Origin of the sequence: Prochlorococcus sp. MIT 1314 (assembly GCF_034093315.1) — a bacterium.
Classification (GTDB): domain Bacteria; phylum Cyanobacteriota; class Cyanobacteriia; order PCC-6307; family Cyanobiaceae; genus Prochlorococcus_A; species Prochlorococcus_A marinus_Y.
This window is the reverse complement of the sequence record NZ_CP139300.1, coordinates 676,967-691,007: the sequence shown is the minus strand read 5'-3', so window position 1 is coordinate 691,007 and position 14,041 is coordinate 676,967. Positions and strand designations below refer to the sequence as shown.

General features: G+C 27.7%; 14 protein-coding genes. 10 read left to right on the top strand and 4 right to left on the bottom strand.

Going from position 1 to position 14,041, the window contains the following annotated elements:
* Nucleotides 1–59: 59 nt before the first annotated feature.
* Both SOI86_RS04040 and SOI86_RS04035 read left to right on the top strand, forming a co-directional pair.
* Nucleotides 60–1,124 carry a glycosyltransferase gene (locus SOI86_RS04040; RefSeq protein ID WP_320682315.1) on the top strand — a complete coding sequence of 355 codons (1,065 nt, stop codon included), beginning with the start codon at nt 60–62 and terminating at the stop codon, nt 1,122–1,124.
* Nucleotides 1,121–1,693, top strand: coding sequence for a class I SAM-dependent methyltransferase (locus SOI86_RS04035; protein WP_320682314.1), 573 nt, complete (start codon nt 1,121–1,123; stop codon nt 1,691–1,693). Before SOI86_RS04040 ends, SOI86_RS04035 begins: the two co-directional genes overlap by 4 nt.
* On the opposite strand, the gene SOI86_RS04030 is transcribed toward SOI86_RS04035, so the two are convergent.
* Entirely contained in the window at nt 1,690–3,210 is a 1,521-nt protein-coding gene (locus SOI86_RS04030; protein WP_320682313.1) for an N-acetylneuraminate synthase family protein, read from the bottom strand. The genes SOI86_RS04035 and SOI86_RS04030 overlap by 4 nt on opposite strands.
* A gap of 159 nt (nt 3,211–3,369) precedes the next feature.
* Here SOI86_RS04030 and SOI86_RS04025 point away from each other — a divergent pair, with 159 nt between their 5' ends.
* The 8 genes from SOI86_RS04025 to SOI86_RS03990 all read left to right on the top strand — a co-directional run bounded on the left by SOI86_RS04025 (nt 3,370) and on the right by SOI86_RS03990 (nt 11,167).
* The gene (locus tag SOI86_RS04025; RefSeq protein ID WP_320682312.1) at nt 3,370–4,527 is read left to right on the top strand and encodes a glycosyltransferase; all 1,158 of its coding nucleotides are present in this window, start codon (nt 3,370–3,372) and stop codon (nt 4,525–4,527) included.
* A gap of 81 nt (nt 4,528–4,608) precedes the next feature.
* Nucleotides 4,609–5,595, top strand: a complete 987-nt coding sequence (locus SOI86_RS04020; protein WP_320682311.1) for a GDP-mannose 4,6-dehydratase — start codon at nt 4,609–4,611, stop codon at nt 5,593–5,595.
* A complete protein-coding gene (locus SOI86_RS04015) occupies nt 5,592–6,626 on the top strand; it encodes an N-acetylneuraminate synthase family protein (protein WP_320682310.1) in 1,035 nt (344 codons plus the stop codon). The genes SOI86_RS04020 and SOI86_RS04015 overlap by 4 nt, the downstream gene beginning before the upstream one ends.
* Nucleotides 6,627–6,650: 24 nt before the next feature.
* On the top strand, nt 6,651–7,814 hold the full coding sequence (gene neuC, locus SOI86_RS04010; protein ID WP_320682309.1) for a UDP-N-acetylglucosamine 2-epimerase: 1,164 nt from the start codon (nt 6,651–6,653) through the stop codon (nt 7,812–7,814).
* Complete coding sequence (locus SOI86_RS04005) at nt 7,811–8,755, top strand: hypothetical protein (RefSeq protein WP_320682308.1); 945 nt, start codon at nt 7,811–7,813, stop codon at nt 8,753–8,755. Before neuC ends, SOI86_RS04005 begins: the two co-directional genes overlap by 4 nt.
* On the top strand, nt 8,743–9,435 hold the full coding sequence (locus SOI86_RS04000) for an acylneuraminate cytidylyltransferase family protein (protein WP_320682307.1): 693 nt from the start codon (nt 8,743–8,745) through the stop codon (nt 9,433–9,435). Before SOI86_RS04005 ends, SOI86_RS04000 begins: the two co-directional genes overlap by 13 nt.
* Nucleotides 9,432–10,157, top strand: a complete 726-nt coding sequence (locus SOI86_RS03995) for an SDR family oxidoreductase (protein WP_320682306.1) — start codon at nt 9,432–9,434, stop codon at nt 10,155–10,157. Before SOI86_RS04000 ends, SOI86_RS03995 begins: the two co-directional genes overlap by 4 nt.
* The gene (locus SOI86_RS03990) at nt 10,154–11,167 is read left to right on the top strand and encodes a sugar phosphate nucleotidyltransferase (protein WP_320682305.1); all 1,014 of its coding nucleotides are present in this window, start codon (nt 10,154–10,156) and stop codon (nt 11,165–11,167) included. The genes SOI86_RS03995 and SOI86_RS03990 overlap by 4 nt, the downstream gene beginning before the upstream one ends.
* An 11-nt stretch (nt 11,168–11,178) precedes the next feature.
* Here the strand turns inward: SOI86_RS03990 and SOI86_RS03985 are convergent, their stop codons facing one another.
* Genes SOI86_RS03985 through SOI86_RS03975 form a run of 3 tightly spaced genes read right to left on the bottom strand, consistent with a single transcriptional unit; the run spans nt 11,179 to nt 14,039 of the window.
* Nucleotides 11,179–11,904, bottom strand: a complete 726-nt coding sequence (locus SOI86_RS03985; protein WP_320682304.1) for a hypothetical protein — start codon at nt 11,902–11,904, stop codon at nt 11,179–11,181.
* A 1-nt stretch (nt 11,905) separates the two neighbouring features.
* Nucleotides 11,906–12,244: a hypothetical protein gene (locus tag SOI86_RS03980; RefSeq protein ID WP_320682303.1), complete on the bottom strand. Its 339-nt coding sequence runs from the start codon at nt 12,242–12,244 to the stop codon at nt 11,906–11,908.
* Nucleotide 12,245: 1 nt separating this feature from the next.
* Nucleotides 12,246–14,039, bottom strand: coding sequence for an ABC transporter ATP-binding protein (locus SOI86_RS03975; protein WP_320682302.1), 1,794 nt, complete (start codon nt 14,037–14,039; stop codon nt 12,246–12,248).
* Between the last annotated feature and the right edge of the window lie 2 nt (nt 14,040–14,041).

Genomic DNA, 14,041 nt, shown 5'->3' with positions numbered 1-14,041 from the left:
CAAAAATAATTAGCCTCTCTTTTGCAAAAGCGATTTCTTAATTTATTAAAAATTAGTATATGAAGAAATTTTTTATAATTTTACCTCAAGATAACTTATCAGGACCAATAAAAGGTGCTGTCGCTCTAGCTAATTTTTTAGTTAACTTTATACCTACAACAATAATATTTTTAAGAAAAGCTAGAGGTCTAAATATACCCTTAAATAATAAAGTCAAAGTTATCTATTTAAATAAAGTAAACTTTTTTTCCAAGGTAAAGAAGATTCAATCTATTTATTTTAAAAATGGTATTAAGGAAAATAATATTTCATTATCGATGTGCTTTTCCGCTGATTTAGTAAATATATTTATGAATAATTTTTCAATCACTATTACTAGTATAAGAGGAAATCTGATTAAAAATTATCTTTACAACTACAAGATTTTTGGTTTTTTCTTGGCATGTATTCATTTATCTATGATGAGATTTCATAGTTTAAGAATCGCAATGAATAGAACAATGTTTTCTCAAGTAAAATTTTTTAGTAAAAAAGATGTTGAAATAATTAATAATTTTATTGATGAGGATGTTATAAAGAAATATCTCAACAGACCTATGCAATATAATGGTGTATACAAGTTTTGCTTTGTTGGGTTACTTACAAAAAGAAAAGGTATAGAGTCTTTAATTGATGCCGCACATAAAATAAAGAATATAAACTATGAAATAATTATTATAGGTACCGGACCATTATTAAAAAGAATGCAAAATAAAGTCAGGAATCTTCATTTAGAGAATAAAATTAAATTTATTGGACATAAAACTTATCCTTATAAATACATGTCTGAGACTCATGTTATGGTGTTACCATCTTTTTCTGAAGGCACTTCTCGAGCTGTATTAGAAAGTTTGTATATGGGGATACCTTGTGTACTTAGGAATGTGGATAGTAATAAGGATATTATTAATAATGATAGTAATAATGTAGTTTTGTTTGATAATGATAATGAGTTATCGATAGCAATGATAAATTTGGCTCAAAAATCCATTAATAGAAAAGTTTATAATAATTTATTGCCATCAAATTTTTCCCAGAACTACTGTGGTAATAAATATTTAAATCTTATAAATGGTATAAAATGATTAGCTACGAAGACTATGCAAAATACCTATCAAAAAAAAGTTTTAAAGGTAGGCTTTATAAAAAATTTTGGCTTCATAAAATTTTATCTCGTAACTTGAAAGGAAAAATATTGGATATTGGATGTGGAATTGGTAATTTTTTAGAAGATAACATAGAAGCTATTGGGGTTGATATCAACCCATATACAGTAGAAATTTGTTTGAAAAAAAATTTAAATGCTAAATTAATAAAACAAGATAAGCTGCCTTTTGAGGAAAATAGTTTTGATAGCTGTTTACTTGACAATGTTATGGAGCATATAGAAAATCCAGATAAATTAATACTTGAAATTAAAAGAATATTGAAAAAAAATGGGATCTTACTAATAGGGGTTCCAGGAATAAAGGGTTTCTTGGGTGATAACGATCATAAGGTAAATTATTCAGACAATGAATTAATTAATAAGTTGGCAAAATTTGGATTCAATTTATCTAAAAGATTTTATGCACCTTTACCTATTTCTAAATTAACTTTTATACTCAAACAGCATTGTCGTTATTTTATATTCAAAAATGAAAGTCACATTTAATATTTACCATGGTTAAGGCTATGAATACTTTTTCTATGCTCCCTGGGAAGATCACTAATCTTTTTATCTGAGTAGTATGAATCTTCTTTAATGCTTGTTGTGGATAATTCTTCGATTATGCAATCAGAAATAGCATTAAATGAATGTTTTATACTTGATCTAACTAAAGCCTCGTCGCCTTTCTTGAGAATTCTTGAATTGCCATCTAAAATTAATTCAATTTCTCCATGAAGTATCCTGAAGGTCTCTTCTTTTACTAGGTGATATTGAGTAGGGTGATTTTGTCCTTTAGTCATTAATATTAGCTTTTTACAATAACTCCTATTAATAATATTGATGATGCAACAACCGTAATCAAAAATTTTATCAATACCATAATGATGTGATATTTCTACTTCTACTTCATTTGGTATATATTCACAATATTCATTAATAAGTCCCCTGATTTTATGAATATAGTTTTTTAAAAAAACATTTTCAGAAACTGAATTTAAAGTTAGATCTCTATTTAGTCTTAAGCCTTCATTTAAGTCTTGTTTTGCTATAAATTTATTATCAATTGAAGTTAATTCAGCGGCCGAAATTTGGCCTTTTTGAATAGGGAACTTAAATTCACAATTGCTAAGGTTTAGTACTTCTCCTTTTCTTATTTTTTTTCGTGTAAAAACACCCCTTTGAAGAGATTCCAATGCACTAGCTTCATTTTCACAGTAGTAGTTATCTGTTTTAAGAGATCCTAAAGAATCAATAGTTTGTTTAAGAGATTCAAGCCAATTTGATATTTCTTTACTATCTACACTGTAGGCATTTATTTTGATATTTTTTTCTTCATTTACTTTCCCAACATGTCTTTCTAGAGAAATTGCTCCTAATGCTATAGCTAATGAGGAGATATTGTGATTATGAGGATCTTCATGGCCTGAATAACCTATAGATGCCAAAGGATATCTTTTTATCATTTTAGGAATAAAACTCAAGTTAAGATTCTTTAATGGAGCTGGATAAATCCCGCAACAATGCATGATAGTGAATTTATTTGGCATTTTTCTGGATAAATAAGAATAAATATTATCAATCTCATTTAAGTTTCTTCCAGCGGTTGATATGGTTAAAGGTTTTTTTGTTAAAGTGCAGGCTTCTATTAAGCTCCATTCAGTTGAAGAGCATGATGCTATCTTAAGCTCGTCAACTCCATAATTTATAGCTTTGGCTACAGAAGCTTCATCAAATGGAGTAACCATTACTTTTAGATTGTTTTTGTGTACTAATTCAAAAATACTTTTCCAATCCTCATCACTTAATTGGGTTTCAAGAAATCTTGGGATATGTTTGTTAGAGTTGGGATCAATCGTTTTGTCAATAAATGATGGAATATCTCTGAATTGAAACTTCACAATGAAATCAAAATAATCACAATAAGAATTGATTGATGATGTAATATCCTTCAGAATCCCCTCAAAATGACTTAATCTACCTTGATGATTGTTGGCTATTTCAAAAATAATTCTGTAAGTCAATGATTCAAAATAATTATTTGTTTAACTTAACATCTCATAGGAAAATTAAGTTAAGTTTCAATTTATTTTTTAAGTATATTGATCTTATATTTTACAAATGTTCTACTAATTTTATGTAAACAAATACTTTAAAACTTGGTATATTTATCTCTTAGGGCGATGGAATTAAAAAAAATTACATATGTTAGTTCAAGTGAAATCCCTAGTAATTCTGCAAATTCAATTCAAGTAATAAGACAATGTTTTGAATTATCTAAATTAGGTTATGAGATTGATATTTATTTTTCAACGAAAATTGAAAAGAAATTTCTAAAAAAAGAGATTAAAAAAAAGTATGGATTGAGCCATGTTAATTTTATTTTAAATCCAACAAAAACATATTTAGGAATCACAAATAACTTTTTTATATTAATAAATTTTTGCTTATCTCTCATATCGAAAAAAAATTTAGGCACAATCCTGACTAGAAATTTTTATGTTTCATTTTTACTAACCTTACTCAAGAAAAAGCATATATTTGAGGTTCATCATGTGGAAGAAAACTTTATGAAAAGGTTTTTACAGATTTTTGCTATCTCTGGTAAAGATACAAAAGTTGTTTACATATCAGATGCACTTAGAACTTTTATGTCCAAAAAGATTAGAAAAAAGAAATTATCTAGTTTTCAAATTGTCCTCCCTGATGCCTCTGATATTCAAAGTAATAAAGCTTTGTTCCCTGAATATTTACATTTTGACTCTTTAATAGATGATATGAAATCTAGAGGATTTTTCATATGTGGTTATTTTGGAACTTTAAATATGGGTAAAGGCGTTGAAAGGATTATTGATATTTCTCAAAAAGACAAGAATAATTTCTTTATAATTGCAGGTTCCGGAGAAGCCTCTAAATATTTAAAAAACAAAAAATTCAAGAATTTAATATACCTTGGATGTTTACCTTGTGATGTATCCCGTCATTTTCAAAGAAAATGCAATGTACTTTTGATGCCTTATCAGAAAATAGTTAAAGTTGGTTCCAGAGGTTTAGATACTGCTAGATGGATGTCACCTCTAAAAATGTTCGAGTATATGTCGACAAATGTTCCTATTATTAGTTCTGATCTTAATGTGATTAAAGAAGTTCTCAGCAATGAAATTAATTGTATTTTATGCTCAGCAGAAAATACAGAAATGTGGGTTAAATCTATTAAGAGATTGAAAGAAGATAATAAATTAGGAAGCGAAATAGCTAATAACGCTTTTAAAGATTTGATCTCTAAATATACTTGGGATATAAGAACTAAGAAGCTTATTTCTCTTATTAGCAAAAATTGAAAATATCTTTATGAAATTAAATTTTCAAAGTTTTCTTTATAGCTTCAAAAATACTAATATTTAATTAGGATTAATTTGATAATGAAAGTTTTAGTGACAGGTGCAGGAGGGTTTATAGGATCTCATCTGGTTGCAGAATTAGTTAAAAAGGGTTTTGATGTTATTCCTATGATTAAATATTCTTCTAAAGTTAACTATGGTAATTTAGAAGAATCTATTAAATTAGGTAATTTAGATAAGAATAAGATAATTATAGGCGATATATCGGATAGAAGTTTTATAAAAGAAGCTTTAATAGATGTGGAGGCTATTTTTAATTTGGCAGCTTTAATTGGTATACCTTATAGTTATAAATCTCCTGGATCCTACGTAAACACTAATATAATTGGAACTATGAATATTTTGGAAGAAATTAAATCCACCAAAAAAATCTTGATTCAAACTTCCACAAGTGAAGTTTATGGTTCTGCACAATATATTCCTATAGATGAATCTCATCCAAAAGTAGGACAATCGCCGTATTCAGCTACCAAAATTGCCTGTGATGAATTGGCTTTAAGCTATGAAAAGTCATTTGATACAGATGTAAGAATACTAAGACCTTTTAATACATATGGCCCAAGACAATCTCAAAGAGCAGTTATTCCAACAATAATAAATCAACTTCTTGATGATAAAAGAGAATATATTGAATTAGGTAGCTTAGAAACTACGAGAGATTTTAATTATGTAGAGGATACTTGTAGGGCATTCTCATCAATACTTGCTTCTAATAAATGTAAAGGTAAAGTTCTAAATTCTGCGAGTAATTTTGAGGTTAGTATTAATCAGGTAGTAATAATAATCCAGGAGATTTTAGGTATAAACAAACCTATAAAACAGGATAACAATCGTTTAAGACCTAAGGCTTCTGAGGTAGAAAGACTTTTTGGAGATAATTCTTTAATAAAATCAATTACAGGCTGGCAGCCTGAATATGGTGGATTAGACGGATTTAAGAGAGGTTTGGAAAAGACAGTAGAATTCTATAAATCTAACAAAGAACCAAGTGGTTATTACATAATATGAAAATAGGCAAACTTGATATTGGCATTAGTTTTAGACCAAAAATTATAGCTGAGCTTGGAATAAATCATAATGGATCATTAGATGAAGCCAAAAAACTTGCTGAGTTAGCTGCTATCAATGGAGCAGATATTATAAAGAGTCAATTACACATACCTAATGCTGAGATGTCAGAAGAGGCAACAAAAGTTATCCCTTCACATTGTGATAAGTCTATCTTTCATATAATGGAAGACTGTTCTCTCACAATTGACGAAGAATATGAACTAAAGAATTTTATTGAGAAATTAAATGTCGAGTATTTATGCACTCCTTTTTCAGCCAAAGCTGCAGAATTTCTTGGAGAATTTGGAGTAAAAGCTTTTAAAGTTGGCTCTGGAGAATGTAATAATTTTCATGTCTTAAAGACGATTGCTAATTATCAAAAACCAATGATAATTAGTACTGGGATGAATACTTATGAGAGCTGTAAAAAGACATATTCTTTTGTCAAAGGAAGTCTTAAAACAGAAGTTATATTAATGCATACAACAAATTTATATCCCACTCCATATGAATTGGTTAGGCTTGGAGGCTTAAAAGAACTTCAAGAGCTAGCAGGTTACGATAATGTTGGATTATCAGATCATACAGTTTCAAATCTGGCATGCTTAGGAGCTACTGCCCTTGGAGCTGTAATTTTAGAAAGACACTTTACTGACTCCTTTGATCGAGAAGGACCTGATATTATCAATTCCATGGATCCAGGGCAATTGTCTTCATTAAGAGAAGAAAGCGAATTAATGTTTCAAATGAGAGGGGGTACTAAAGAAAAATCCCTTATAGAAGAGCAGAATACAAGAGATTTTGCATTTGCCACTTTAGTCGCTATAAGAGATATAAATATTGGAGAAAAATTGACAGAAGAAAATTGCGTGCCTAAAAGACCATCTAAGGGTGATATCTTTGCTAGTGAATATTACGAATATCTTGGCAGAGTTTCAAATCAAAAAATAAAAAATGGATCCCATATTCTAAAAAAATGGATTAATTAGATTAAATAAGTTTGGTCCTTAATTATGAAGAGTATCTTAGCGTTATCAGGCAGCAGAGCTGATTATTATTTGCAAAGGCCTGCATTTAAGAAATTTTGCAACAGTAATAAATACAAACTAAATCTTATTGTTACTGGCGGAATTCTTGAGGAAAAAGAAGGCAAAACTTTAGAGGATATAATCAACGATAATATAAATATTTGTGGGAAAATAAAAAGTCTGAAATTTGAAAATAAAAATCACATCGAAGAAATATCGAATATTTCGTGTAAGGTCGATAAAATTATAAAATCTATTAAACCAGATTTAGCTTTGGTATATGCTGATAGATATGAAAGTTTTGCATTTGCTTTGGCAACATTCCATGCCGATTTGATAAATTTTCATGTTGAAGCTGGAGATATCACCGAAGGGGGAACTTATGACGATCAACTAAGGCATTGTATTTCGAAAATTTCACATATCCACGCTTGTTCAACTTATAAAGGTACGGAGGTCCTACAAAATTTTGGAGAGGAGAAGTGGAGAATCAAACAAATAGGTTTATTGAGTTATGGTGATATGAAAATAATTCCATTAAAGGAATCGAAAATAGTGGCTCATCAATTGAAATTAAAAGATGATAGACCTCTTGTGATTTGTACTATGCATCCTATTCCTAGGTCTGAACAAATTACTGAATATGAAATTGAAGAGGTATTAAAGGGATTAGAAATTTTCTCAAAAGAAGTTCAAGCTGACATAATAATAACCTCCCCAAATCCTGATAAAGGGAACCAAATAATATTTCGGAAAATTCAGCAAAAAATATCAAACATTCATAATTGTCAATATATTGAGAGCTTAGGAGGTTATAGATACCATTCTTTATTGGGCCTTGCCAGAAAAAAAAGTGTTACTTTATGTGGTAATTCCAGCTCTATAATCAAGGAAGCTCCTTTTTTTAAAGCAAATGGGTTAAATATAGGTATTAGACAAACTGGAAGAGAAAAAGCCTCCACACAAATAGATATAAAGGCAGATGCAAATGAAATTTATAAAAATTTGCTTGCACTATCTAAGTTTATGCCAAAAGAAGTTGTAAATCCCTATAGTAATAAAAATTCCTGCAATTTATTATATGAACATGTTGATGGAATACTTAATAGTAAAAGTAGGAATGAAATTCTATTCAAAAAGTGGGCATGAAGCATGTAGATATTTTTATTATTGGAAGTGGAAGTATTGCTCTTAGACATTACAGAATATGTGAAGAGATGTCATTAAATGTTCATATTTTTTCTCCTTCTAAAAATAGAAAAGAATGGCTAGAAGAAAATCAATTCAGAGTTAGTCATCCTGAGGAAGTTACTTGTGAAATTGGAATAGTTTGTTCTAGTGCCTCTAGACATCTTGTTGATATAAATTTGTTAGGAAACATTGCGAAGTTAATTATTGTTGAAAAACCTCTTTTCCCATATCAATTAATCTACAAAAAAATTTCTTGCATACATTCAGAAAAAATTATTGTTGGATTTAATAAAAGATTTGAAAGTGGCATACAAGAGATGAAAAAAATATCTATCCTGGAAAACTCGGAAATTGACTCTATAACTATGAAATGCTTGAGTGATTTGAATAATTGGAGAAGAAAAGATTTAAGGAAATTAAGTGAATCGACTTCTCTACAATTAAGAAAGGGTGGTGGTGTGCTAAATGAATTAAGTCATGAAATCGATTTATGCGAATTTTTAGGTGGTAAAATACAAGAACAGATTGGTTATAAATGGAAGCAAAAATTTAAAAATTTTGATGTGGAAGATAGTGCTTTATTAATTAATAAACAAACTGAGAAAAATTTTATAAGTTCAGTTTTCATCTCTTTTGCATCATCTCTTGAATCAAGAGTATCTGAAATTAGATTTAAAAACGGAACAAATTTAATTTATGATCATTTAAGTCAAAAATTAAAACGCTTCTATAAAGGCTCCCTCAAATCTTCAGACTTATTTCTTGAAGAAAGAAACAAAAGTTTTAAAAGGCAAATAAAAGCTGCATTAGAATATGGAGTTAAATATAAATATTTTTGTAATTATGAAAGAGGTTTATACTATGCAGTATTAAGTAAAGAAATTTTGTGGTTACAATAGGAGCAATTTTTGCAAGAGGGGGATCAAAAGGAATCCCTGATAAAAATTTACAAAAAATTAATGGAAAAAGTTTAGTACAAATTGCAATAGATCATCTAAAAGCAAGTAAAGTATGTGAGGAAATTTTTGTTTGTAGCGATGATGAAAGAATATTAAATATAGGAAGATCAAACTTTATAAATATTTTTTTAAGAAATAAGAATAATTGTGGTGATAATTCATCTGAAGTTGATGCCTGGAAAGAATTTTGTCATTATTTATTAGCTTTAAAAAAAATAAGTGTTACAGATAATCTTTTAATTGCTCCAACTACCTCTCCATTAAGGGAAGTGAAAACTCTAAAGGAGATAGTAAAATTAGTTCTTAATAATCCAAACAGTGATGGTGCAATTGTAATAAAAAAGGCTGAAAGACATCCAGACTTTAATATTTTAAAAAAGATGAATAATTCAAATTATCTTCAGAATTATTCTGGGCTTAAAAGAGAAGTTAATAGACAATCATGTGAAAAAGCTTATGATATGACGACAGTTTGTTATTGCATTAAGGTATCTTCTATCCTAAAGTGCAATTCATTATTCGATTTGAAAATCCTTGGATTGGAAAAGAAAAAAAAGGAGTGTATTGATATTGATACGACTTTTGATCTTGAATTAGCAAAAATACTAATGAGTAAATGATTAAAACTTTAATTCTTGGTTGTAATGGACTTTTAGGTAAAGAAGTTTCAAGAAATTGTATGAAAAGGGAAGATTATTTAATTGGTATAGATATAGTTGAAAAACCTGAATTAAATATATTCGATAATTACATAAAGTATGATTTGCTGAAAATTAATGATTTTCATCAAATTAAAAATTTATTTTTTAATTTATTTGATAAAGAAAGTGACATTATAAATATTATCGATTGCACTTTGATAAATAAAAATAAATCTACTGAAACTATTCAGGAGATCCAAAATTTCTGGCATGGGATGATATCTTTACAAGTTTTATTAGCCAAAGCCGCTGGAAGTTTTTGTATAAAAAATAAAAAAAATATAAATTTAGTTTTTACAAGTTCAGTTAAAGCATTCAGGGCTCCAAAGTTTTCTCACTATGAAGACTTGGGGATGGAAACTCAAGTTGAATATGGTATGGCTAAGGCTGCTTTAAATCTTTTAGTTAAAGATACAACTGTAAGATATAAACCATTTTTGAGATGTAATGCTGTTGCCCCTGGAGGGATAAAAGGTGAAAAGCATAATCCAATATTTTTAGAAAGATATGAAGAAAGTTGTACACAAAAAGGTTTAGTTAATCCTTCCTCTGTAGCTAATATGATTGAATTAATTACTTCAGAATCTTCAGAATTTTCAGGGCAAGTTATAGTTATTGACAATGGTTGGAGTTTATTATGAAAGATCATTTTTGTGTAAATAAAAAGGCTTCTTTAAAAGAAATATTATCAGTTCTCAATAATTATAAATTTTGTGTTGTTATAGATAACAATGAAGTATGCTTGGGAACAATTACTGACGGGGATATCAGAAGAGCTTTAATAACAAATTCTTTGGAGAATTTAAATGCTTTAGAAATTTGCAATAAAAATTACATTAGGGTTAATAAAGAAATTGATGTCCCCTTTTCTAAAGGCATAAATTATGTCCCATTAGTTGATGAAAATAATATATATTTATCCACTTTGGAAAATGAATCATTCGAAAATAATAATTCTAAAAGTATTTTTGTAATAATGGCGGGTGGATTGGGATCTAGGATGGGGAAATTAACTCATAAAACTCCTAAACCTCTAATCCCTTTAAACAATAAACCCTTAATAGTACATATTATAGAAAAAGCCAGAAAATATGGCTTTGAAGAGATTTACATAATAGTTAATTACTTAAAAGATAAAATAAAGAATTATTTGCTTGATGGAAAAAAATATGGTGTAAAAATTAAATATATAGATGAATTTAGTAAAAGGGGCACCGCTGGTAGTTTAGATTCTAAATTATTAAAAGAATTTGATAAGGTTTTACTAACAAATTCTGATGTAATTTCTGATCTTGATTTGCTAGCTTTATTCAAATTTCATTCTTCAAGAAAGAATGATTTCACAATGGCAGTAAAGCAATATTTGAGAAAAAGTGAATATGGTTTAGTAAAAACAGATGGATTTTCAATTGTTAACTTTTCTGAAAAACCTGTAAATATTGAATACGTTAATTCTGGTGTATATGTTTTGAATAAAAGTATTATAAATTTAATATCAAAGGATGAAAAAATAGATATTCCTGAATTATGCATTAGGTCAATAAATAAAGGTTTAAAAACAGAAATATATCCTTTTACAGATGATTGGCATGATATAGGAAATCAACTTAAACTCGAAGAAATATCAAATACATATAAAGACAAAAATTAGAAAAAAAAACACTAGATATCTTGTTTAATGAAAATATCAATATCACCTTTTGTTGAAATAAATAGCCCCATAAATAACTTGAAAAATTCGAAAGGTTCAAATTTTATAAAATTCAATAAATCAATTTTAAAGTTGGATAAATTTAATAGATAGCAAATTGACTTAATTGAAAATAAATGATTTCTATTAGCGTATTCATCTTTAAAATTAAAAAATGATTTATTTGATTTTTTCTGTAAAAAATATTCTGATATTAAACTTCTTAGTCCATTTATTCTGACTATTAATATAGTTTCTTTATCGACAATCGTTGATATGTTTTTTAAATTATAAATTGGATCTGAGTAAATATCAAAATAGTTTAAGACAATAATATTAGGCCGTTTTTTTAGTTTTTTAGAAAAATGTTTAAATCTTTTTTCTATTTTTTCTATTTCAAATAATCTTGTTTTAGGAATAACTGATCTTATTTCATTATTCTCTAATTGGGAAGTATTAAGAATCAATTTAGGAAAAACATTTAAGATAATATTTTTATTTTTTAAAATACTATTGAATATGAATTTCTTTTTTATAGCAGAACAAATAATTTTCTTATCTTGAATGTCATTAGATTCTTTTAAATATTTTTTCTTTTGGAAAATTATGTGATTACATCTTTTGCATAGATTCAAAGTCAATGGATTTTGAAATTCAAATTCTTTAATATTATTTGAACCACATATTAAGCAAAACATCTTACTTAACTAAGTATGAAATATTCTCTTCATTCATTGAATTTATAATATTTTTGCAGCATCTATATAATGCTAAATAGTATTTTTCTAGTTTAGAAATTAAATTATGAGGAATGGATAAAGATCTTGGAAATTTTAATATTTTTTTATTGCCAACATATTTTGATTCTTTCAGAATATCAGGATAATAAGTGGGGAAAACAAATTTAAAAATCCAAATAATTTTCTTTGAAAAATCTAAGGCACTATATAAAAGTGATTTCTTGTTTACTGGTTTAACATTCTGTTCTGGAATGTCTTTACTTTTTTCGCTCTCAGGGAAAACAATATGAATTTTCATATTATTTGTTTTTTACTAATTTATCTAGATCATATACTTCATTGCAACTTTCTAAAACGTTTTGGTTATGTGTCGCTATTATTATTGATTTTTCTTTATACTGGCTAAAAATATTATTAATTATCTGTTTTTCAAGTTTTTTATTTAATGAACTTGTTGCTTCATCCAAAATTAATAGAGAGAAAGGTCTATAAAGTGCCCTGCAAATTGCTATTCTTTGCCTCTGTCCTCCACTTAATAATAAACCTCTATTACCCACAATAGTATCAAGACCATTAGGTAACTTTTTAAGAAATTCACTGACTTGTGCAACCTCTAAAACCTCATCTAATTTGTTTTTGTTTAAGTCTGAATTGGCTAATATATTTTCAAGAATAGTAGATGATTCTAAATAATAATCTTGAGCTAAATAGGCAATTGAATTTCTCCATTTTCTTAAAATATCTTGGTTATATTTGAAACTTCTGTCATTTAATAAAACTTCGCCTGATGTTGGAATAATTATTCCAGCAAGAACATCTAATAAGGTACTTTTGCCGCTTCCTGAAGAACCAATTAAGCCAACCTTTGATAAAGAATCTAACTTAATATTTGGAATTCTTATGTTTTTATCAATTGAAGGATATTTCACAATGCAATTGATAAATTCTATTGAAGGGAAGGTTTTAAATATGGAATATTTCGTAGAAGATTCTTTTGAATAATTAGTAATATTATTGTTAAATTTTATCCTCTCTTTCAATCTATATACAGGGGCCATATTAGATTGAATCCCTGTCCACATTCTAAAAATATTTTGCATTGCAGGCAATAATTTTTGCATTGATAATGCTAAAGCCCCCACTACTGAAATAAGTATTTCATATGAGTTGACGCGCATAGATAAAATTAATGAAAATAAACCAATTGAGCAAATACCAATCGGTCCAAAAATATATTTAGGAAAAGCACTAAAGAATATTGTATTCGCTGACGCAAGTCTCAATTTTGTTTCTTGTTTTATATAGGCTTTAAATATAGAACTTAAATTATTTCTTAGGATATTTTCTCTTGCGTTTGCGAAAGAATAATTTATAGAAGCAATTTGATTAGTGTTTACTTCGGCAATAACCTTACTCAAGACTCTAAGTTTTCTTTTGGAGAATGCAGTTAAAGTGACATAGGATAGTATCAAAATAACAGCAAAGAAATAGGTTTCACTAACTTTTAGAGATAAAACAACAAATAAAACCGAAAAGCTTTGAAATGCAGAAGATAACATTTGAATATAAAATCTGTAGACATTTATTGTTCTTGTAATGTCTTGAGTAAGATTCGAAGTTATTTTGTCAGGTTTATCAATTTTTATATTTTTGAAATTATTTGTAAATGTGCTTGAGTGGGTTTTTTTTGCTAAATCAATACCTATTCTTGCAGATATTCTTCCATAAAAAAATTCATTCAGTAAATTCAATATTCCTGATACTATATTAAGTCCACAGAAAATCAAAACTACTCTAATCTTCTGAATTATTGGATTTGTATTATCTCCTATCATCAATTCAAAAAGAGTATTTATTAAACCACTACCAAATTCCCTTGTCCCACCAATAACTAAGGTTAAAAATGGTAATACCGACGCTAAAGCAATTATTTCAGCAATACTGGCGATAGTCATAAGGATTAAAATTCCTAATAACTCAAACTTCCTTTCGCCGTTTAAAAATTTAGTAAGTATTAAAATTAAATCAAAGTCAATTAAATTCTTAAGCTTTAAGAATAATTTTCCTTTAAATTTAAAGTTTTTATTCTTCATTT

Excerpts from the sequence above, each read along its gene's own strand:
- neuC (WP_320682309.1), top strand. The coding sequence starts at position 6,651 with ATGAAGAGTATCTTAGCGTTATCAGGCAGCAGAGCTGATTATTATTTG.
- SOI86_RS04035 (WP_320682314.1), top strand. The coding sequence starts at position 1,121 with ATGATTAGCTACGAAGACTATGCAAAATACCTATCAAAAAAAAGTTTT.
- SOI86_RS04025 (WP_320682312.1), top strand. The coding sequence starts at position 3,370 with ATGGAATTAAAAAAAATTACATATGTTAGTTCAAGTGAAATCCCTAGT.
- SOI86_RS03980 (WP_320682303.1), bottom strand. The coding sequence starts at position 12,244 with ATGAAAATTCATATTGTTTTCCCTGAGAGCGAAAAAAGTAAAGACATT.
- SOI86_RS04005 (WP_320682308.1), top strand. The coding sequence starts at position 7,811 with ATGAAGCATGTAGATATTTTTATTATTGGAAGTGGAAGTATTGCTCTT.
- SOI86_RS03990 (WP_320682305.1), top strand. The coding sequence starts at position 10,154 with ATGAAAGATCATTTTTGTGTAAATAAAAAGGCTTCTTTAAAAGAAATA.
- SOI86_RS03975 (WP_320682302.1), bottom strand. The coding sequence starts at position 14,039 with ATGAAGAATAAAAACTTTAAATTTAAAGGAAAATTATTCTTAAAGCTT.
- SOI86_RS04015 (WP_320682310.1), top strand. The coding sequence starts at position 5,592 with ATGAAAATAGGCAAACTTGATATTGGCATTAGTTTTAGACCAAAAATT.
- SOI86_RS03985 (WP_320682304.1), bottom strand. The coding sequence starts at position 11,904 with ATGTTTTGCTTAATATGTGGTTCAAATAATATTAAAGAATTTGAATTT.
- SOI86_RS03995 (WP_320682306.1), top strand. The coding sequence starts at position 9,432 with ATGATTAAAACTTTAATTCTTGGTTGTAATGGACTTTTAGGTAAAGAA.
- SOI86_RS04020 (WP_320682311.1), top strand. The coding sequence starts at position 4,609 with ATGAAAGTTTTAGTGACAGGTGCAGGAGGGTTTATAGGATCTCATCTG.
- SOI86_RS04040 (WP_320682315.1), top strand. The coding sequence starts at position 60 with ATGAAGAAATTTTTTATAATTTTACCTCAAGATAACTTATCAGGACCA.